The sequence below is a fragment of the Dyella terrae genome (assembly GCF_004322705.1).
GTDB classification, from domain to species: domain Bacteria; phylum Pseudomonadota; class Gammaproteobacteria; order Xanthomonadales; family Rhodanobacteraceae; genus Dyella_D; species Dyella_D terrae.
Genome location: NZ_SIZZ01000001.1, coordinates 52,357 through 73,400, shown reverse-complemented (window position 1 = coordinate 73,400; position 21,044 = coordinate 52,357). Strand labels below are relative to the sequence as shown.

16 protein-coding genes are annotated in these 21,044 nt (G+C 64.5%); 13 read left to right on the top strand and 3 right to left on the bottom strand.

The window, feature by feature from the left end; translation table 11 throughout:
* Positions 1-23: 23 nt before the first annotated feature.
* From bamA to rnhB, 6 genes are all read left to right on the top strand, one after another.
* A complete protein-coding gene (gene bamA / locus EYV96_RS00405) occupies positions 24-2,468 on the top strand; it encodes an outer membrane protein assembly factor BamA (protein ID WP_131149564.1) in 2,445 nt (814 codons plus the stop codon).
* A gap of 126 nt (positions 2,469-2,594) precedes the next feature.
* Positions 2,595-3,623 carry a UDP-3-O-(3-hydroxymyristoyl)glucosamine N-acyltransferase gene (gene lpxD, locus EYV96_RS00400; protein ID WP_131149563.1) on the top strand — a complete coding sequence of 343 codons (1,029 nt, stop codon included), beginning with the start codon at positions 2,595-2,597 and terminating at the stop codon, positions 3,621-3,623.
* Positions 3,616-4,089: a 3-hydroxyacyl-ACP dehydratase FabZ gene (fabZ, locus tag EYV96_RS00395; protein WP_131149562.1), complete on the top strand. Its 474-nt coding sequence runs from the start codon at positions 3,616-3,618 to the stop codon at positions 4,087-4,089. Before lpxD ends, fabZ begins: the two co-directional genes overlap by 8 nt.
* On the top strand, positions 4,086-4,859 hold the full coding sequence (gene lpxA / locus EYV96_RS00390; RefSeq protein ID WP_131149561.1) for an acyl-ACP--UDP-N-acetylglucosamine O-acyltransferase: 774 nt from the start codon (positions 4,086-4,088) through the stop codon (positions 4,857-4,859). The genes fabZ and lpxA overlap by 4 nt, the downstream gene beginning before the upstream one ends.
* Before the next feature lie 18 nt (positions 4,860-4,877).
* The gene (gene lpxB, locus EYV96_RS00385) at positions 4,878-6,167 is read left to right on the top strand and encodes a lipid-A-disaccharide synthase (protein ID WP_131149560.1); all 1,290 of its coding nucleotides are present in this window, start codon (positions 4,878-4,880) and stop codon (positions 6,165-6,167) included.
* Positions 6,160-6,750 (top strand): ribonuclease HII, encoded by a 591-nt coding sequence (gene rnhB, locus EYV96_RS00380; protein WP_131149559.1) that lies wholly within the window; start codon positions 6,160-6,162, stop codon positions 6,748-6,750. Before lpxB ends, rnhB begins: the two co-directional genes overlap by 8 nt.
* 925 nt (positions 6,751-7,675) lie before the next feature.
* Here rnhB and EYV96_RS00375 read toward each other — a convergent pair.
* Positions 7,676-9,106: an amino acid permease gene (locus EYV96_RS00375; protein ID WP_425478726.1), complete on the bottom strand. Its 1,431-nt coding sequence runs from the start codon at positions 9,104-9,106 to the stop codon at positions 7,676-7,678.
* 189 nt (positions 9,107-9,295) lie between these two features.
* On the opposite strand from EYV96_RS00375, the gene EYV96_RS00370 reads away from it, so the two are divergent.
* From EYV96_RS00370 to EYV96_RS00340, 7 genes are all read left to right on the top strand, one after another.
* Positions 9,296-10,813: a GGDEF domain-containing protein gene (locus EYV96_RS00370; protein WP_165488541.1), complete on the top strand. Its 1,518-nt coding sequence runs from the start codon at positions 9,296-9,298 to the stop codon at positions 10,811-10,813.
* Between the two features lie 136 nt (positions 10,814-10,949).
* Positions 10,950-14,486 (top strand): DNA polymerase III subunit alpha, encoded by a 3,537-nt coding sequence (gene dnaE, locus EYV96_RS00365; protein ID WP_131149556.1) that lies wholly within the window; start codon positions 10,950-10,952, stop codon positions 14,484-14,486.
* A gap of 177 nt (positions 14,487-14,663) precedes the next feature.
* The gene (locus tag EYV96_RS00360) at positions 14,664-15,620 is read left to right on the top strand and encodes an acetyl-CoA carboxylase carboxyltransferase subunit alpha (protein WP_131149555.1); all 957 of its coding nucleotides are present in this window, start codon (positions 14,664-14,666) and stop codon (positions 15,618-15,620) included.
* A gap of 108 nt (positions 15,621-15,728) precedes the next feature.
* Positions 15,729-16,490 (top strand): NYN domain-containing protein, encoded by a 762-nt coding sequence (locus EYV96_RS00355; RefSeq protein WP_131149554.1) that lies wholly within the window; start codon positions 15,729-15,731, stop codon positions 16,488-16,490.
* Complete coding sequence (gene tilS, locus EYV96_RS00350) at positions 16,477-17,778, top strand: tRNA lysidine(34) synthetase TilS (RefSeq protein ID WP_240732298.1); 1,302 nt, start codon at positions 16,477-16,479, stop codon at positions 17,776-17,778. The genes EYV96_RS00355 and tilS overlap by 14 nt, the downstream gene beginning before the upstream one ends.
* A gap of 92 nt (positions 17,779-17,870) precedes the next feature.
* Positions 17,871-18,128, top strand: a complete 258-nt coding sequence (locus EYV96_RS00345; RefSeq protein WP_131149553.1) for an exodeoxyribonuclease VII small subunit — start codon at positions 17,871-17,873, stop codon at positions 18,126-18,128.
* Entirely contained in the window at positions 18,112-19,014 is a 903-nt protein-coding gene (locus EYV96_RS00340) for a polyprenyl synthetase family protein (RefSeq protein ID WP_131149552.1), read from the top strand. Before EYV96_RS00345 ends, EYV96_RS00340 begins: the two co-directional genes overlap by 17 nt.
* A gap of 65 nt (positions 19,015-19,079) precedes the next feature.
* On the opposite strand, the gene EYV96_RS00335 is transcribed toward EYV96_RS00340, so the two are convergent.
* Together EYV96_RS00335 and pmbA are read right to left on the bottom strand one after the other, a co-directional pair.
* On the bottom strand, positions 19,080-19,517 hold the full coding sequence (locus tag EYV96_RS00335; protein ID WP_131149551.1) for a DUF4870 domain-containing protein: 438 nt from the start codon (positions 19,515-19,517) through the stop codon (positions 19,080-19,082).
* A gap of 102 nt (positions 19,518-19,619) precedes the next feature.
* Entirely contained in the window at positions 19,620-20,987 is a 1,368-nt protein-coding gene (pmbA, locus tag EYV96_RS00330; RefSeq protein WP_240732297.1) for a metalloprotease PmbA, read from the bottom strand.
* Positions 20,988-21,044: the final 57 nt, after the last annotated feature.

Genomic DNA, 21,044 nt, shown 5'->3' with positions numbered 1-21,044 from the left:
GGAATAAACCCACGGAATCGACGATGAAGCGTCTCGCCGCCCTGATCCTCCTCGCCACACTGTCTGCCAAGGCGCTCGCCTTTGAGCCCTTCATCGTTTCCGATATCCGCATTGACGGCCTGAGCCGCATTTCGCAAGGTACGGTGCTCAACTATCTGCCGGTGAACAAGGGCGAACGCCTGACCACCGAACGTGCTCAGGCCGCCATTCGCGCCCTGTACAACACGAAGTTCTTCAGCGATGTCCAGGTCGACCGCGAAGGCGACATCATGGTGATCAAGGTGATCGAGCGTCCCTCGATCGCCAAGCTCGCCCTGCGCGGCAACAAGGACATCAAGGAAGAGGATCTGCGCAAGGGCCTGAAGGAAATCGGCCTGTCGGAAGGTGAAACCTTCGACCGCCTGTCCCTCGATCGCGTGCAGCAGGAACTGATCCGTCAGTACTACAACCGCGGCAAGTACAACGTGTCGGTGGACCCGCACGTGGTCAACCTCGATCGCAATCGCGTGTCCATCGACATCGAGATCCGCGAAGGCAAGGTTGCCAAGATCAAAGAGATCAACATCGTCGGCAACACGGCGTTCCTGGACAAGGACATCCGCAAGGATTTCGAATCCGACACGACGAACTGGATGTCCTGGTACTCCAAGGACGACCAGTACTCGCGTGAAAAGCTCTCCGGCGACCTGGAGAAGCTGCAGTCTTACTACATGGATCGCGGCTACGCCGATTTCGGCGTCGACTCCACCCAGGTCACCATCGCCCCCGACAAGCGCGCCATGTACATCTCGGCGAGCGTGAAGGAAGGCGAGATCTACACCGTTTCGGACATCCACCTGCTCGGTGAAATGGTCATCCCCGAGGAATCCATGCGCAAGCTGGTGTTCCAGAAGCAGGGTGAAACCTTCAACCGCAAGGCCATCGAAGCCAGTACGGATGCGATGAAGAGCATTCTGGCCAGCATTGGCTATGCCTTTGCCAAGGTCACGCCGGTTCCGAAGCTGGACAAGGAAAAGCGCACCGTCGACCTCACCCTGTTCATCGAGCCGGGCAAGCGCGTTTATGTGCGTCGCGTCGTCTTCCAGGGCAATACGCGCACCGAAGACGGCGTGCTGCGCCGTGAAATGCGCCAGCTCGAAGGCAGCTGGTACTCGCAGCCGGCCATCGACCGTTCGAAGATCCGCCTGCAGCATCTTGGCTACTTCAAGAAGGTCGATGTCGACAAGAAGCTCGTTCCGGGCACGGAAGACCAGGTCGATCTGACGGTGAAGGTGGAAGAACAGTCCGCCGGCAGCCTGATGTTCGGTGTCGGTTACTCGCAGTACTCGGGCATCATCCTGTCGGCCTCCGTGTCGCAGAACAACTTCCTGGGTACCGGTGACAGCTTCTCGGTGGCTGCACAGCGCAGTAACTACTCCACCAGCGTCAGCGCCACCTATTTCAACCCATACCTCACCGACAGCGGTATCGGTATCGGTTACCAGGCAGCGTTTACCAAGTCCGACTACGGCGACACCAACTCGGACTTCGTGAACTACACCAGCAGCAACAAGTCGTTCTCGGCGTTCCTCAACTTCCCGATCACCGACTTCGACAGCCTGCGTGCCGGCCTGGGCATCAGCAGTAACAAGATCAACCTGACCTACGACTACATCGACCCGACGACGGGCCAGCTGTATTCGAGTTCGGCGTCGCCGCAGCAGCTGATCGACTACCAGAACGCGATTGGTCACAAGACCATCCACACCTGGAATGGCAATCTGAGCTGGACGCACGACACGCGTAACGGCTACTGGGCACCGACCCGTGGTGGCCTGATGACGCTGTCGACCGACATCGCCCTGCCCGGCTCCACCGTGCAGTACTACAAGATCTTCGGTGAAGCGAACCATTACTGGCCGATCGGCGCCGGCTTCGTGCTGTACCTCGACGGCCAGGTCGGCTACGGCAAGACCTACGGCCAGACGTACGACTACGACGGCGGCACCAGCTACAAGAAGGGCGACCCGGTCGACTTCCCGTTCTGGGAGAACTACTACGCCGGTGGTGTACGCGACGTTCGCGGCTTCCAGGACAACACCCTGGGTCCGAAGCTCTGCGTGGGCACGAACCCCGACGGCACGCCCATCCAGCCGGTCAACGGCAAGTGCACGGGCGGTTACTACACCTACGCACAGCCCATCGGTGGCGCGTTCAAGGTGCTGGGTACCGCGCAGGTCTTCCTGCCGCTGCCGTTCCTGAAGGACGTGAACACGGCCCGCGTGTCGTGGTTCATGGACGTCGGTAACGTCTACCAGGACTACTCCAGCTTCAAGGCAAGCGAACTGCGCGCCTCGACCGGTCTCTCCCTGCAGTGGCAGGCGCCGATCGGCCCGCTGATCATCAACTTCGCCGTGCCGATCCGCTCGAAGGACGAGGATCGCCACTACGAGGAGCGCATCCAGTTCACCTTCGGCAGCCAGTTCTGACCGAATTGCCAGCGTGACCCCCAAGAAAGCGCGGCCTGGCCGCGCTTTCTTTTTCCCGTGGGCACGCAATCACGCACCAAAACCAGGCATGGGTCCTACAATGCCCCGTCACGACACGGAGTCCGCATGAGCACTTACCAATACACCGTGGCCGAGCTTGCCGAACGTTTCGGGCTTACCTTCCAGGGCGATGGCACCCGGATCATTGATGGGGTGGGAACGCTGGCAGGCGCCGGCCCCAGCCAGCTGAGCTTCCTCGCCAACAGCAAGTACGGGGCTCAACTCGCCGCCACGAAGGCCGGCGCCGTCGTGCTGCGAGAGGAAAACCTGGCCGATTGCGGTACCGCGGCACTGGTCGCCGGCGACCCATACGTGACCTACGCCAAGATCGCTGCCCTGTTCGAGCGACATCCCGCCTCGCCGGTTGGCATCCATGCCAGCGCGGTGGTGTCGGCAAGCGCCCGGATTTCACCCAGCGCCAGCATCGGCCCCTGCTGCGTGGTCGAAGACGATGCCGTGGTCGAAGACGGCGCGATCCTCGGGCCACACTGCATCATCGGTGCCGGTTGCGTCGTCGGTGCCCAGTCGCGCCTCGTCGCGCGTGTAACGCTGGTGACACGGGTTACCCTTGGCAAGCGTGTGCTGGTGCATCCGGGCGCGGTCATCGGCTCGGATGGCTTCGGCCTCGCCTTCGACCGCGATCACTGGATCAAGATGCCCCAGTTGGGAGGCGTACGTATCGGCGACGATTGCGAGATCGGTGCCAATACCACCATCGACCGTGGCGCTTTGGATGACACGGTGCTGGAAGATGACGTCCGCCTCGATAACCAGATCCAGATCGCGCACAACGTCTACGTCGGCGCGCATACGGCCATGGCCGGCTGTGCCGCCGTTGCCGGCAGCGCCAAAATCGGGCGCTACTGCATGATCGGCGGCAACGCCGGGGTGCTGGGGCATCTGGAACTGGCTGATCGCGTTACCATTACCGCCAAGAGCCTGGTCACGCACTCGATACGTGAACCGGGTGAGTATTCCTCGGGGGTTCCATTGCAGGACAATCGCCAATGGCGTCGCAATGCGGCCCGCTTCAAGCACCTGGATGAGTTCGTGCGCCGCCTGACGGCGCTTGAGAAGGACAGCAACAATGAGTGAGCAGACCGTGCCTTTCCACCTCCCCGTGAACGTGGAGCAGATCCAGCATCTGCTGCCGCATCGTTATCCCTTCCTGCTCGTGGACCGACTGATCGAGCTCGACCCGGACAAGCGTGCGGTCGGCCTCAAGAACGTCACGATCAACGAGCCGTTCTTCCAGGGCCACTTCCCCGGCCACCCGGTGATGCCGGGCGTGCTGATCGTCGAAGCCATGGCCCAGACGGCCGGCCTCCTCACCCAGATCAGCAGCCGCCTGAAGGGAAGCACCGGCAGCCCACTGTTCTACCTGGCCAAGGTCGACAACGCGCGCTTCAGCGCGATCGTCTCGCCGGGCGACCAGCTGCGCCTGGAAGTCTCGCTCAAGCGCCTGCTGCGCAGCATGGGCCTGTTCGAGGCACGCGCGCTGGTGGACGGCAAGGAAGTCGCCTCCTGCGAACTGATGTGCGCGGCGAGGTCTGAAAAATGATTCACCCCACCGCGCTCATCGATCCTTCCGCGAAAATTGGCAGCAACGTCAGCATCGGCGCCTACAGCGTCATCGGTGCCGACGTGGAAATCGGCGACGGCACCGTCATCGGTCCGCATGTGGTCATCGAAGGTCCGACGCGCATTGGTCGCGAGAACCGGATCAGCCAGTTCGCCTCCCTGGGTGGCGCGCCGCAGGACAAGAAGTTCACCGGTGAGCGCACCGAGCTGGTCATTGGCGACCGCAACCTCATTCGCGAGTTTGTGACGATCAATCGCGGCACGGGTGACGGTGGCAGCATCACAAGCATCGGCAACGACAACTGGCTGCTGGCCTACGTCCATGTCGCGCACGACTGCCACATCGGCAACAACACCGTGTTCTCCAATTACGCGGCCCTTGCCGGCCACGTGGACATTGGGGACCACGTGATCATGTCCGGGTTCTCCGGCGTGCATCAGTTCTGCAAGGTCGGTGCGCATGCCTTCATCGGCATGGGCTGCCTGGTCGGCTCGGACGTGCCGCCGTTCATCATGATGGCCAATGAACAGCGTGGTCGTCCTCGCGGCATCAACAGCGAAGGACTCAAGCGTCGCGGCTTCGACAGCACGCGGATCTCGGCCATCAAGCGCGCCTATCGGACGCTTTACATGGCAGGCCTCACGCAGGCCGACGCACGCGAGCAGCTGGAGTCGCAGGCGCAAGACAGCGATGACGTACGTTCGATGCTGGAGTTCCTCGATCGCAGCGAACGCGCGCTCGCGCGTTGATGCAGGAGGTAACCGGGAATGGGTCATAGCGATTCGGAAGACCATGCCGTACACGCGCCGGTAAGCCCGGCCCCCGTGCCGGCCGGCATCCAGGACACGCTCGCCTCATCCGGTCAGTCGGCCCCTACGATCGCCATCCTCGCAGGCGAGGACTCCGGCGATCAGCTGGGCGCGGACCTCATTGTCGCCTTGCGCCACCGGTATCCGCTCGCGCGCTTCGTGGGCATCGGCGGCGCGCGCATGAAGACCCAAGGCTTCGATTCCTGGTACGACATTCGCGAACTGTCGCTGTTCGGATTCGCCGAAGTCATCAGCCACCTGCCCCGCCTGTTGCGGCTGCGCAAGGAACTGGTCGCCCGGCTGATTCTTGAGCGCCCCGCGGTCGTCGTCGGCATCGATGCACCCGATTTCAACCTGGGCGTCGAACAACGCGTGCGCACGGCCGGACTGCGCACGGTGCATTACGTCAGCCCGTCGATCTGGGCCTGGCGCGAAAAACGTGCGGAAAAAATCGGCCGAAGCGCGGATCGGGTGCTGTGCCTGTTCCCGATGGAGCCGGACATCTACTCGCGTCACGGCGTCGATGCGCGCTTCGTCGGTCATCCGCTGGCTGATCGCTTCGCGCTGGTGTCCGATCGAATCGGCGCGCGCGACTTCCTGCAGTTACCGCAGAATGCGCCCGTGTTGGCGGTGCTCCCCGGCAGTCGGCCGTCCGAAGTCAATAAGCTCGGACGCATCTTCATCGAGGCGGCCAAAAAGGTCGCTGCGGATTTGCCGGGCCTGCGCATCGTCATCCCGGCGGCCAACGCCCAGGTGCATGCAACACTGACCGCGCTGCTCGGCGATACGCCAGGCAACGACGGTGCGCCGGTGTTGATCGACGGCCATGCGCACGAAGTCATGCTGGCCGCCGACGTCGTGCTGCTGGCGTCAGGTACGGCCACGCTGGAAGCTATGCTGGCCAAGCGCCCGATGGTCGTTGGCTACCGCGTGTCGCCGGTGAGTTATCGCATCGCCAAAGCATTCAACATGCTCAAGACCGATGTCTATGCGCTGCCGAACATCCTGGCGCGCGCCTGCGGCCTTGGCAAAGACACTATCCTCGTGCCGGAGTTGATGCAGGACGACTGCACGCCGGAAAAGCTGGCCGCGGCCACGCTGGCGCTCTTTCAGGACAGCCAGCGTCGCGGCGAAATCGTGGCCGCGTTCGAACAACTGCATCATGCCTTGCGCGGCGAACTCGAAGGCCAGGCTGGCGATCGTGCCGCAGCTGCCATTGTTGAGCTGATCGAGCGTCCGCATGGCTGAGCCGCGCTGGATTGCCGGCGTGGACGAAGCCGGCCGTGGCCCCCTCGCCGGCCCTGTTGTCGTTGCCGCCGTCATCCTGAATCCCCGCCGTTGCATCGCGGGCCTGGACGACTCGAAAAAACTCACCGAAGCGAAGCGCGAGGCGCTTTATCCGCAGATCATCGAGCACGCCGTCGCCTATAGCGTCGTCGTGATGAGTGTGCCGGACATCGATCGCCTGAACATTTTCCAGGCCACCATGGCAGGCATGTGCCAGGCCGTGGCGAACCTGATGCCCAACGCGCATGAAGCGCTGATCGACGGCAACTACGTGCCAAAGGCATTGCCTTGTGCCGGACGCGCCATCGTCGGCGGTGATGCGCTGGAGCCGTCCATCAGCGCGGCATCCATCCTTGCCAAAGTCACGCGTGATCGCATGATGTGCGCCATGGAAAGCAGCTATCCGGGCTATGGTTTCGCCACGCACAAGGGCTATGGCACGCCGGCGCACATGGAAGCCCTGCAGCGTTTGGGACCTTGCGACGAACATCGCCGCAGCTTTGCACCCGTACGCGTCCTGCTCGATCAAGGGCAGCTGTTCTGAGCAACAGCTGCGCCGGGCACCGTATCGTTCATCCCGAGACAGAATCGTCGTGACACCGTTGTCGGCATCCTGACGCCAGGCATGCGCAACGACTGAACGTCCACCCGACCGCTCCCGTTGTCTCACCGATGCATCAACAAGGCCAAAATCCCCTTGTTTTTCCCTTCCGGGCGCATGCCCTTTGACATGCGCCATCAAGTCGTCATCGGCATAGACTATGTTCCACAGCGGAACGCATGACCTATGGCATGGATGCGTTCCGGCACGGAACTTCATCGCTTCAGCCACCTCTATTCATCGGATGCCACGCGTTCGCTTCAACCCTTTTCAACGCGCCCGCATCCATTCGATAGAGCAACGCGAAGTTGGCTGAATGCATGTGCGACTACGGCCAATGCCAGGACGTCGCCACTTCGGAACACGCAGGGATGCCTGGTGCAACCTTCCGCGCGCGTAGCCGCCCCGGAACCACGCGGAACTTCTCAGCGGCGCGGCGCCGCAGGAGTCCAGCCATGATGCTTCCAGAACGCCCCATTGTCGTACCACCCACGGAGGGCCCGCCGGCCCCGCGTCCTCATGGCGCTGACACAGGCCAGGTCGTTTTCGGGATGCGAGCCTCGGCCGCGGCTGCGGATGGATCGGATCACACCGACTACGACCGGAACCCGCTGAAAGTCGCGGGCCTTGATCATTACCTTGATCTGCCCGGAGGGGTAGAGAGATTCAGGATTGGCGGTTGATCGTTTCGTGCGTCAACGGGAACGGGCGAACCGTGACAAGCCGCGACCGCACCGCCACTGAATCCGGTAGCGCGCGAGCCGAGGCTTGACGGGCGAAGGCCGGGTACGGCACTCCGCCGACGCGCCGCACTGACGTCACGCAGGCATGTGCGACTGGACCGTGCATCCAGTCGCACCGGGATGGATCAGCGGCCGCGCAGGCGGCTGTGACGATACCCGTAGCCGACGTAGATCAGCATGCCGATGGCGGTCCATCCTGCCAGCAACATCCAGTTGCCCCGGTTCATCTGCGCCAGCAGGAACAGGCACACCAGCACACCAAGGCTGCACACCACCGGCGCCGCCGGCACGCGGAATCCACGCGGGATCTCCGGATGCGTGCGACGCAGCACGAGGACACCCACGCAGACGGTGGCGAAGGCCAGCAAGGTACCCATCGACAACAGGTCGCCCAGCAGGCTGAGCGGGAACACCGCTGCCAGCACGCCACCGATGCAGCCAACCAGCAAGGTCGTGCGATGCGGGGTCTGGTGCTTCTCGTGCACCGCGCCAAAGAAGGTCGGCAACAGGCCATCGCCTGCCATCGTGTAGAGGATGCGCGCCAGGCCCAGGTGCATCACCAGGATCACCGAGGTCAGCCCCGCCACGGCACCCATCTGCGTCAGCAGCTTCAGCCAGGCCAGCGGCGGGTGCGCCGCCAGCGCGGTCGCCACCGGCTCGGCCGTGGCCAGCTCCGGATACGGCACCAGTCCGGTCAGCACGGCCGCCACGATGATGTAGAGCACCGTGCAGACGGCCAGCGAAATCAGGATGCCCAGCGGCACGTTCTTCTGTGGGTTACGGGTTTCCTGCGCCGCCGTAGCGACCGCGTCAAAGCCGATATAGGCGTAGAACACGCTCGTCGCCGCACGGAACACACCGGCCCAGCCGTAGTGGTCGCCACCCTGGTTTTCCGGCACGTACGGGTGCCACAGCGACGGATCGACGTATTGCATGCCCACCACCACGAAGAGCACCACCACCAGCACTTTCAGCGCCACGACCACGCTCGCGAACAGGGTCGACTGACGCGTGCCGCGATAGAGCAGCGCGGTAAGCGCGGCGACCACCAGCAGCGCCGGCAGGTTCATCAAGGCACCGGTCGCCTGCAGGCGACCGTCCTTGAAGCTCAGGGGGGCATTGGCGAGCGCGTCAGGCACGTGGATGCCAATCGAGTGCAGCAGGCCGACGCCGTAACCCGACCAGCCGACGGCCACCGACGACACTGCCAGCAGGTATTCCGCGACGACGTTCCAGCCGATAAACCAGGCCAGCAGTTCGCCAAAGGTCGCGTAGGCGTAAACGTAGGCACTGCCCGACACCGGCAGCATCGCGGCGAACTCCGCGTAGCTCAGGGCGGCGAGCGCCGCCGCAAGGCCGGCCAGGACGAACGAGATCGTCAGGGCGGGACCGGCGTGCTCGGCGGCGGCCTGGCCGGTGATGACGAAAATACCTGCGCCGATCACGGCACCGACGCCCAGCACGATCAGCTCCTTGAGTCCGAGCGTTCGTCGCAGCGAGTCATCCGATGTGAGGGAAGCCTCCACGGGCTTGACGGCGAACAACGAGCGGAGCAGGGACATCGACGGCGGCCTCGGTACTGGCGCGGGGGAACGGTCAACCATGCCAGTGCTTGGGTGCCATGACAACTAGCCATGGGGTACTTGTCGCGCCGTCGCAGGGGTGGCAGACACGCCCTGAAGACAGACAGTTCCGATAGCATCGTTGCCATCGCCGTACCGATCGGGTCTCAGGGGGCCCATCCCGTGCGCTTGCTCCTACTTGCCACCGCCCTCTTCGTGGTCCAGGCCTTGCTGGCCGGCCTGGGCGTGGACGCGCATGCACCGGCCCCGAGCTGGCTCTTCATGAGCGTCCAGGCCGTCACCGTGGCCGCCGTGCTGGTCTATCGCCGCAACGAGCCAAAGCCCTTCACGCCGATCTGGCTCTGGCTGACAGCCGCCACCGGCATGCAGCTGATCTGGGCCGGCACCAACGTGCTGGCGACTTACGTGGGCGACGCCGGGGACGTCATCGGACGCATCGCTGTGGTTTTTTCTGGCCTCTATATGCTCCCTTGCATGTACATCATCGCCAGCTCGTTCGACCGTCGCGAACCGCGCGTGGTTACCCTGGTCGATCTGGCCCTCTCCGCCCTGGTTGCCGCCCTGCTGGTCAGCCTGATCTTCAATCTGATGCCTGGCGGTCCGCACGCGTCGCCAACCAGCATCTTGGTGATCATCCAGCATGCCGATGCCATCGATTTTTCGCTGGCGGCCATGGCCACCCTGCGCATGTTCGGCACGCGCAGCCTGCACAAGCGCTTCTTCTATTTCGCCACGGCGACCTTCCTGTGGATCAATGCCGCGGCCGCCTGGGCCTACAACCGCCTTGAGCTGAGCGGTCTGCCGCCCTGGACCGGCCCCATGATCAGCGTGGCCTACGTCGCCCTGATCGTCGTTCTGGCCCGTCCGGTGCCCCTGTGGCTGAGCCGCTATCGCCCGGGCCGGCGCACTGTCCAGACGATCAACGCGTTCGCCCCGGTGGTGCTGGCCCTGGGAACGCTCCTGCTCGCCGTCAGCGTCTCCCGCTTCGATTTTGGCCTGGGCATGTTGGGTGCCGCCGCATCAGTGGTGCTCTACGCGATGCGTGTCGCTTTCATCCAGAGCCGCAGCCAGGACATGCAGCGCGCCGCCCAGCTGCGCAATCAGAACCTGCAACAGCAATTAGGACGCGACCCCCTCACCGGCATCGCCAACCGCGCCATGCTGGAGCCGCGCCTGCGCGACACCCTGCGTGAAGGCGCACCGCGAGGCACCTCGTGTTCGCTGCTCATGATCGATATCGACCTGTTCAAGCAGTTCAACGATTCACGTGGTCACCTCGCCGGCGATGAATGCCTGTGCCGCGTGGCGCACGTGCTGGCCGCGCAACCGCTGCCCAGGGACAGTCTGGTTGCCCGCTACGGCGGCGAAGAGTTCGCCGTCGTGCTGCCCGCAACCGATGCGACCGCAGCCCGCGCCATTGCCGAGCACCTGATCGACGCCATGGAGCGCCTGTGCATTCCCCATCCACAGAGTCCCACCGGCTACCTCACCATCAGCATCGGCCTGGCGACGGCACGCTGCCATCCGTCGACGGATCCAATGGAGCTGATCGAGGGCGCGGACCAGGCGCTGTATCGCGCCAAGCGTGAAGGCCGAAATCGTTGCGTGGCGGCCGGGAACGGCGCCGAAGCGACCGGGCCCAGTGGGCGTCCCAGCTCGCTTCCGGCAAATCATGCGTAAGTCAATCTTGTCCGTCGCCAGACCGCCAAGTAGCCTTCCCCTTCTGCTCCTTACGTTCCCGCGCGACGACCCGGCGATCTGCCCGGGCCCGGCCGCCCGGACGGAGCAGGCTCTGACACTCACCGCGTGAGTCTGCATGACCGTTCGCTTCGCCCATCTCCACCTGCACAGCGAGTATTCGCTGGTCGACTCGACCATCCGCATCAAGGGACTGGTCGATGCCTGCGTGCGCAACGGCATCCCCGCCGTCGCGCTCACGGACGAGACCAACATGTTCGCGCTGGTGAAGTTCTACAAGGCGTGCAGCGCGGCGGGCATCAAGCCGATCGGTGGTTGCGACATCTGGGTGAGCATGCCCGATGACCCGCGCCCATCCCGCGTCACGCTGCTGATCCAGGACCACGAGGGCTACCTCAATCTCTCGCGCCTGATCTCGCGCACCTGGCGCGACGGCCAGCACAGCGGTCGCCCGCTGGTGGATGCCGCGTGGCTGACGCCCGAAGCGACCTCCGGCCTGATCGCGTTGCTCGGCCGCGACAGCGAGACCGCGCGCATCGCCGTCAACCAGGGCGTGGATTCGGCGGCTGGACGCCTGCGCGCCTTCGCGCAGCAGTTTCACGATCGTCTGTACCTCGAACTCACGCGCACTGGTCGCGACGGCGAGGAACACTGGAATGCCGCCGCGCTGTCACTCGCCGCGCAGATGGACCTTCCGGTCATCGCCAGCAACGACGTGCGCTTTCTCAAGCAGGACAACTTCGAAGCGCACGAAGCGCGCGTGTGCATCAACCAGGGCCGTGTACTGGGCGATCCGAAGCGGCCACGTGATTACACCGACCAGCAGTACCTCAAGTCGCCCGAGCAGATGGCGGAGCTGTTCGCCGACGTGCCCGAGGCACTGGAGAACACGGTCGAACTGGCCAAACGCTGCACGCTGGAACTGAACTTCGGCACGTATTACCTGCCCGATTTCCCGGTACCGGAAGGCCACGACCTGGCCAGTTACATCCGCGAGCTTTCCCGCGACGGCCTGCGCGAGCGCCTGGAGTTTGCCGGTGTCGCTCCCGGCCGCACGCGCGAGGAATACGAAACGCGCCTGGAACGCGAGCTGGACGTCATCATCGAGATGGGGTTCCCCGGCTACTTCCTGATCGTGGCGGACTTCATCAACTGGGGTAAGCAGAACGGCATTCCCGTCGGCCCCGGCCGTGGTTCGGGTGCGGGTTCGCTCGTCGCCTGGGTGCTGAAGATCACCGACCTGGATCCGATCCAGTTCGACCTGCTGTTCGAGCGATTCCTCAATCCCGAACGCGTGTCGATGCCCGACTTCGACATCGACTTCTGCATGGATCGCCGCGACGAGGTGATCGACTACGTCGCGCGCAAATACGGCCGCGACCACGTCAGCCAGATCATCACCTACGGCTCCATGGCGGCGAAGGCCGTGCTGCGCGACTCCGGTCGCGTGCTGGGCATGGGTTACAACGCGGTCGATCGCATCGCCAAGCTCATTCCGCCACGCCCGCTCGACCTGACGCTGCAATGCGCGCTCGGTCGCTCGGAGAAGGCGAAGAAAGAGCCCGACCGCATCGTCAAGGAATTCTGCGACCTCTATGAGCAGGACGAGGAAGCGCGCACGCTGATCGACCTGGCGCTGAGCCTTGAGAGCCTCACGCGCGGCGTCGGCAAGCACGCCGGTGGCGTGGTCATCGGCCCCAAGCCGCTCACGGAGTTCGCCCCGCTGTACTGCGAACCGGGCGGCGGCGGCGTGGTGACGCAGTACGACAAGGATGACGTCGAAGCCGTCGGCCTGGTGAAGTTCGACTTCCTCGGCCTGCGTACGCTGACCATCATCGACTGGGCGGTGAAGGCGATCAACGCGCGTCGGGAAACGACAGGCGAAGCGCCGCTCGACATCGCCGCGATTGCCACCGACGATCCCGCCGCTTACGAGTTGCTCAAGCGCGCCCAGACCGTCGCGGTATTCCAGCTCGAATCCTCCGGCATGCAGCGCATGTTGAAGGACGCCAAACCGGACCGTTTCGAGGACATCATCGCGCTGGTGGCGTTGTATCGCCCCGGCCCGATGGACCTGATTCCCAGCTTCGTGGCACGTAAGCACGGCCGCGAAGAAGTGGAGTATCCCGATCCGCGCGTCGAACCGATCCTGAAAGAGACCTACGGCATCATGGTCTATCAGGAGCAGGTGATGCAGATGGCGCAGATCGTGGGCGGTTACTCGCTCGGCGGCGCCGATTTGCTACGTCGTGCGATGGGTAAGAAAAAGGCCGAGGAGATGGTCAAGCACCGCGCGATGTTCCGCGAAGGTGCGGCCAAGGACGGTCTCTCGGGCGAAAAAGCCGACCAGATCTTCGACTTGATGGAGAAGTTCGCCGGCTACGGCTTCAACAAGTCGCACGCGGCCGCCTACGCGCTGGTGTCGTATCACACGGCCTGGCTGAAAGCGCACTACCCTGCCGAGTTCATGGCCGCGACGATTTCGTCGGACATGGACAACACCGACAAGGCGGTGACCTTCATCGACGAGGCGAAGGCCATTGGCCTCACCGTGTTGCCGCCGGACGTCAACGCCTCGGAGTTCATGTTCGTCGCGGTGGAGCCAAAGGTCATCCGCTATGGCCTGGGCGCCATCAAGGGCGTCGGCCAGGGTGCGTGCGAAGCCATCGCCGACGAGCATCGTCGTGGTGGCGATTACAAAGATCTCGCCGATTTCTGTCGCCGCGTCGACTCGACCAAGCTCAATCGCCGCGTGCTCGAAGCACTGATCCTTTCCGGCTCGCTCGACGCGCTCGCACCCAATCGCGCCAGCCTGATGGCGCAGTTGCCCCACGCCATGAAGGCGGCGGAGCAGCACCTGCGCGACAAGCAGAGCGGCCAGAACGACATGTTCGGCGCCATGATGGGCGCCGCCGCGCCGGTGGTGCACGTCGACCTGCCCACCGTCGCCGACTGGCCGCTGGAGCAGAAGCTTCAGGGCGAACGCGACACGCTGGGGCACTACCTGTCCGGCCATCCCACCGACCCCTGGCGCGAAGAGCTGGCGCAGCTGTCCACCTGCCCGCTCGGCGAAATCGTTGATCGCTACCAGCCACCGAAACCGCGCAAGGGCGACGAGGACAACCGCTTCCGACGCGGCCCGGATACGCCCTGGGTGGTAGCCGGCATGGTGACGGCGATCCGCAAGCGCGGCGAAAGCGATGCGTTTGTACGCCTGGAAGACGGCACCGGCATCATCGAGGTCAGCTTCTTCGGCGAGTTGTACCAGCAGGTCGCGCCGCTCCTGGCGCGCGATGAACTGCTGGTGGTCGAAGGCGGCCTGCGCATCGACGAATTCTCCGGCGGCGGTTTCGCCGTGCGTGCCCGCGCCGCCTATACGCTGGGTGACGCATGCCGGCGCTTCGCCCGTGTGCTGCACCTGAAATTGAACGGCGTGGACCCGGGCTTCGTCGGCCAGTTGCGCGACACCCTGGCCGGCTACCGAAATGGCAGGGCGTCCGTGGTTCTGCACGGCTATCACAATCGCAACGCGCAGGCCGATCTGGAGCTGGGCGACGAGTGGCGCGTGGAGGCGATTCCCGAGCTGCTCAGGGCCGTTCGTGGCCTGCCAGGGGTGGTCGCGGCGAAGTTGCGGATCGTGAAAGGCCAGGATTGACCGTCGATCGGTTAAGAAACGGCAAGCCGCCGCTGCGAAACTGGCGGCCTGCACAGAGCGGACTTTTCACTTACTTCTCACTTCCGGCTTCTCAGAGACCTACCCCATACGCCCCCGTTCTCCCGTTTTTTCCTATCCCGGTATACTGCGCCGCTTCCGTGTCCCGAATAGCACCGAATGAACCCTAACTTCCTCGATTTCGAACAACCCATCGCCGAACTGGACGCGAAGATCGAAGAGCTTCGCCATGCCAGTCATGGGCAGGCGTTCAACATCGACGAGGAAGTGGGGCGCCTGCGGGAAAAGCTGAAGATCAAGACCGCCGATATCTTCCGCAACCTCAGCTCCTGGCAGATCACCCAGCTGTCGCGCCACCCCGGCCGCCCCTACACGCTCGATTACATCGGCGTGATGTGCGAGGAGTTCCACGAACTGGCAGGTGATCGCGCCTACGCTGACGACGCCGCCATCGTGGGCGGCATTGGCCGCATCAACGGCCGTTCCGTGGTCATCATCGGCCACCAGAAGGCCCGCGATACCAAGGGCAAGGTGCGTCGCAACTTCGGCATGCCGCGTCCGGAGGGCTACCGCAAGGCGCTGCGCCTGATGAAGCTGGCCGAGCGTTTCAAGCTGCCGTTGCTGACCCTCATCGATACCCCTGGCGCCTACCCGGGCGTGGGTGCCGAAGAGCGTGGCCAGAGCGAGGCGATTGCCCGCAACCTGCTGGAAATGGCCGATCTGCGCGTGCCGATCGTCTGCACGGTGATCGGCGAAGGCGGCTCCGGCGGCGCGCTGGCCATCGGCGTGGGCGACCGCACGGTCATGCTGCAGTATTCCACCTACTCGGTGATCTCGCCCGAAGGCTGCGCGTCCATCCTGTGGAAGAGCGCCGAGAAGGCCAAGGACGCTGCCGAGGCCCTGGGCCTGACGGCTCCTCGCCTGCTGGAACTGGGACTGGTCGACAAGGTGATCCGCGAGCCACTCGGCGGCGCGCACCGCAACCCGCACTCCATGGCCGTTCGCCTGAAGGCCGTCCTGCTCAACCAGCTGGACGAACTCGAGGCCCTGCCGGTCGACACCCTGCTGGAGCAGCGCTACAAGCGACTACGCAGCTACGGCGCCTATACCGAATGACTCCAAGCCGGCCCCAGGGCCGGCTTTTTCGTTCGGGGCCTCGCTGGCGATGCCAGCCCGTCACGCTCATGGCGCTATGATCCACACCGCCCACTCGCCGGAGGCGTCATGGCCAACGACAGCATCAAGCTTGCCGTCCTGATCGACGCGGACAACGCCCAGCCCTCGATCGCCGAACCGTTGCTGGCCGAAGTCGCCAAATACGGCACCGCACATGTGAAGCGCGCCTATGGCGACTGGACCAGTACGCACCTCAAGGGCTGGAAGGAACAGCTGCTCAAGCAGTCGATCCAGCCGATCCAGCAGTTCGGCTACACCAGCGGCAAGAACGCCACCGATTCGGCGATGATCATCGATGCGATGGACCTGCTCTATTCCGGCCGCTTCGATGGCTTCTGCATCGTGTCCAGCGACAGCGATTTCACGCGTCTGGCGGCGCGCATTCGTGAGTCGGGCCTGATCGTGTACGGCTTTGGCGAACGCAAAACGCCTGATCCGTTCGTTGCGGCGTGCGACAAGTTCGTCTACACCGATATCCTCGATCCCAAGCCCGATGAAGAGCGGCCTCTCAAGCCGCGCACGGCAGCGTTGCTGAAACAGGACACGGAACTGGTGAACCTGCTTCGCAACGCGGTGGATGCCGCTTCGGACGATGACGGCTGGGCGGGGCTGGGCGGCGTCGGCTCCATCATCACCAAGCAGCGCCCCAACTTTGATGCGCGCAGTTATGGTTACAACAAGCTGAGCGAGCTGATCACGGCCACGACCCTGTTCGACGTGGAACGCCGCAGCCCCGGTGACGGGCGCCCCAAGGTGATCTACATCCGCAACAAAAAGACCCGGAAAAACGAGCCCAGTGAGCAAGCCTGATCCGTTGACCGCGACCATTGTTGCGGCATTGCGAGACAAGCCTGAAGGTCCATTGTGCATTGGCTTCAGCGGGGGCCCTGACTCCACTGCCCTGCTGCACGCACTCGCATCGCTGCCGCAGGCGCGCGCACGTCATGTGCGCGCCATCCATGTCGATCACGGCATCCATCCCGATAGCGCTCATTGGGCCGAACGTGCGCGCCAGTTCTGCTCGATGCTCGAAGTGCCGTGCACCGTGTTGAAGGTCCACGTTCAACCGTCCGGCGAGGGCCTGGAGGCCGCCGCGCGACACGCAAGGTATGACGCCATCGCCCAACGGCTCAGTGACGGCGAGTGGCTGGTGCTGGGACATCATCGCGATGATCAGGCTGAAACCGTGCTGATGAAACTGCTGCGCGGCGCCGGACCGGAAGGGCTTGGCGGCATGCGTGCGACGCGTGCGCTGGGAAACGGCGCGCTCTGGCGCCCATTACTCCACACGCCACGCGCGATGTTGCGCGAGTACGTCGCGCGACACGATCTGCCGAGCATCCACGATCCGTCGAACGACGACACGCGCCTGTCGCGCAACCTGCTGCGCCAGCAAGTGATCCCCGCGTTGCTGACGCAGTGGCCACACGCGATCGAATCGATCCTGCACAGCGCCACGCTGTGCCGCGAGGCCACCGACGCGCTGAAAGTCCAGTGGCTGGAAGCCTTTGCCGACATCCACGATGCATCCACGCAGAGTATCGACGCGGCGGCCTGGCTCGCACTTCCCCCCGGCCTGCGACATCCGCTGCTCGATCACTGGCTGCATGAGCGCGGATTGCGCGCGCCGACATCGGCGCAGCGCCAGCAGATCGAACGCCAGGCACGCGACGCGGCACCGGGCACGCGGCCTTTGATCCACTGGAGCGGCGTCGACCTTTATGTCTGGAAGGGGCGCCTGTGGGCACGTCGCCCGCCCCTGCCGTTCGACGCGGACTGGAGCACCCACTGGCGGGGCGAGCCGCTGACCCTTCCCGATGGCAGTCAGTTGTCACGCCAGGGCCTCCCGATGCCGGCCACCCTGACGGTGCGTTTCCGCCAGGGTGGCGAGCGGATCAAGCCCATGGGTGACGCGCATACTCGCGAACTGCGGGACCTCTTCCAGCGACACGCGATCCCACCCTGGGAGCGGCCCGCCATCCCCCTGCTGTTCGAAGGTGACGCGCTGGTGGCCGTGGGCGACCTTTGGCTCAACGAGCGCGGCCACGCATTGCTGCGGGGCGACGGCGCCATCTTCTTCTGGACGCGCGGGCATTGAGAACCGGACGATGTCGGCAACGGCCATTTCAACCGGCGTCTCAGCTTAGTTCGGATTGATTCCGAACGTTCCCTGAGTTAGCTTTGCGGGCCATGGCCAAGCCCGCTCCCGCCCCCGCTGATACCGCGCCCGCCGCTGATTTCGAACACTCGCTGGACGAACTCGAGCAGCTCGTCGCGCGCATGGAAGGCGGCGACCTCAGCCTCGATGAATCCCTCGCTTCCTTCGAGCGTGGTATCGGCCTCTATCGGCATTGCCAGCAGGCGCTGGAAAGCGCTGAGCTGAGGGTCCGGCTCCTCCTCGACCCCGAAGCCCCCGATAGCGCAGAACCGTTTGAACCCGAACTCTAAGTCCGCCGGCTTCCAACTTGGGCCCGCCCTGCAAGCGCTGATCGTTCGCGCGGATCAGGCGCTGGCGAAAGCCCTCCCGTCCGAAGACCGCTCGCCTGTTGAACTGCACCGCGCCATGCGTTACGCCGTGCTCGGCGGTGGCAAGCGCCTGCGTCCCCTGTTGGTGTATGCCGCGGCCCACGCCCTCGGCCACGATGGCAGCTCTCTCGATGCCCCCGCCTGCGCCGTGGAGATCATCCATGCGTATTCGCTGGTGCACGACGACCTGCCGGCGATGGATGACGATGACATGCGTCGCGGTCGCCCGACCTGCCACATCGTCTTCGGCGAAGCGATGGCGATTCTCGCCGGCGACGCACTGCAGGCCCTTGCGTTCGAACTGCTCGCCGATGGCGTGGACAGCGCTCGCGGTATCGACATGCTTCGCGTGCTCGGCCGCGCTTGTGGCGCCGAAGGCATGGCGGGCGGCCAGGCGCTCGATCTTGCTGCCGTCGGTCGCAAGCTGAGCCTGACCGAGCTTGAGCACATGCATGCCTGCAAGACCGGCGCACTGATCCGTGCCTCGGTGGCCATGGGCGCACTGGCCAGTGGAGCGGATCCGACGACGCTCGATGCGCTGGATCGTTATGCCCATGCCGTGGGCCTGGCTTTCCAGGTCCGCGACGACATTCTCGATGTGGAAGGCGAATCGGACGTCATCGGCAAGACGGCCGGCAAAGACGCGGCCGCCGACAAACCGACGTTTCCCTCGATCATCGGACTCGATGCGTCTCGCGCACGCCTGTCCGAGCTGACGCACATCGCGCTCGAGGCCATCGCGCCGCTCGGCGCGCGCACGGAACTGCTCGTCGAACTGGCTCACTACGCGGCCGAACGCCAGCACTGAACCCGACTCGCACGCGCACAAAAAAAGCGGCCCGAGGGCCGCTTTTTTTGTGCATCGAGGATCGCTTACTTGATCAGGCGCAGGCAGAACGGATAGCGATACTTCTCGCCCTCGTTCGCCTTGATCGCACCGATGATCACCAGCACCAGCCAGGCAATGCCAATCACGATGCCCGCCGGGATCGTCAGCAATGCGCCAATACCCAGCGTGGCCACGGTCAGCACCAGCAGAACCACGCCAATGATGGCCAGCGTGATGTTGAAATTGAGTGCTTCCTTGGCCTGGTCGTCAACGAAGGGCAAGGTGTCCTTCTTCCACAACCAGATCACCAGCGGACCGATGAAGCAGGCCACGCCAAACCAGTGCCCGGAAACCAACACGCCGATCAAGGCAGACAGGTGCGCCAGCAAGGCCCATTGACGCTCTTCATGCGTCGGACCCTCGGTGGACGGCGTCGAGGGCTCGGACGGGGGCGGTACGACGGACTCGGGTGGAACGCTCATGCGTGTCTCCTGGTCGTGCGGAGGTGTCGTGGACGATGCTAGCAAGAGCTGCGCGCCCGGCCAACGGGACTTTTGGCGGCCCGGCCCGGACCCATCGCTGGCTTACTCGCCGGCGATGGTCATCCGGTCCACCAGAATCGAGCCCGTCAGCACGTGGGAACGCGGGTCCACGTCGGTACCGACGGCCAGGATGCCGTTGAACATGTCGCGCAGGTTCGCGGCGATGGTGATCTCCTCCACCGGGAAGGCGATCTTGCCGTTCTCTACCCAGAAACCGGCGGCGCCGCGCGAGTAATCGCCGGTGATGGTGTTGACGCCCTGCCCCATGACTTCGGTCACCAGCAGGCCGGTACCAAGGCGGGCCAGCATGCCTTCGAAATCATCCTTGCCGCCGTCGACGGCACCCGCCTCGATCAGCAGATTGTGGATGCCGCCAGCGTTGCCCGTCGACTCCAGGCCCATCTTGCGGGCGGAATAGCTGCCAAGGATGTAGCGCGCCAGGACGCCGTTCTCGACCAGTGCGCTGTCACGCGTGGCCACACCCTCGGCATCAAAGGCGCCCGAGGCCTGGCCACGCATGATGAAGGGGCGCTCGACGATGTTCATCCAGCCGGGCATCACGGGCTTGCCGGCATGATCGAGCAGGAAGCTGGCACGACGGTACAGCGCACCACCGCTGACAGCGCCTACCAGATGCCCGATCAGGCCGCGCGCGATTTCCGGCGCGAACAGTACGGGTGCGTGCCGCGTGGAGAGCCGGCGCGCGTCCAGTCGCGACAGGGTGCGTTCGGCGGCCTTGTCACCCAGCGCCTGGGCCGTCATGAAATCCGTGGCGCTGCGGACGCTGTCGTACCAGTAGTCCCGCTGCATGCCTTCGTCATCGCCGGCGATCAGCGAAAGCGAAAGCGAATGGCGCGTGCCGCGCTCCCGACCGATGAATCCGTGGGAGTTGGCGTAGACCGACACGCTCTCGCCCATCTGGACGCCAGCGCCGTCGGAATTGGTAATGCCGGCATGCGCGCGTCCCGCCGCCTCGATCTGCTGGCCCAGGGCAATGGCCTCCTCGGTATCGAGGGCCCACGGGTGCCACAGATCCAGATCGGGCATTTCCCTGGCCATGCGAGCAGGGTCGGCGAGACCGGCGGCCGGGTCTTCCTCGGTGTAGCGGGCGATCGCACAGGCCTGCTCAAGGGTGGCCTGGATCGAATCCGGATTCAGGTCGGCGGTGCTGGCCGAGCCCTTGCGCTGGCCGAAATAGACGGTCAGGCCGAATCCGCGGTCACGGGTGTGTTCGACGGTCTCCACCTCACCCAGCCGCACGTTCACGTTCAGGCCCGTATCGATGCTGGCGGCCACCTCGGCCTGGCTGGCGCCGGCGGCCCGGGCCCGGCGAATGACGTCTTCGGCCAGTTCCGCGAGGCGGTCGAGTTCCTGAGGGCTGCGATCGGCGACGAGAGAGGTACGGCTCACGTGGGCTTCCTGGGGCTGGGGCGGGTAGAATACGCGACCCTTGCCGCGCAACTTCCC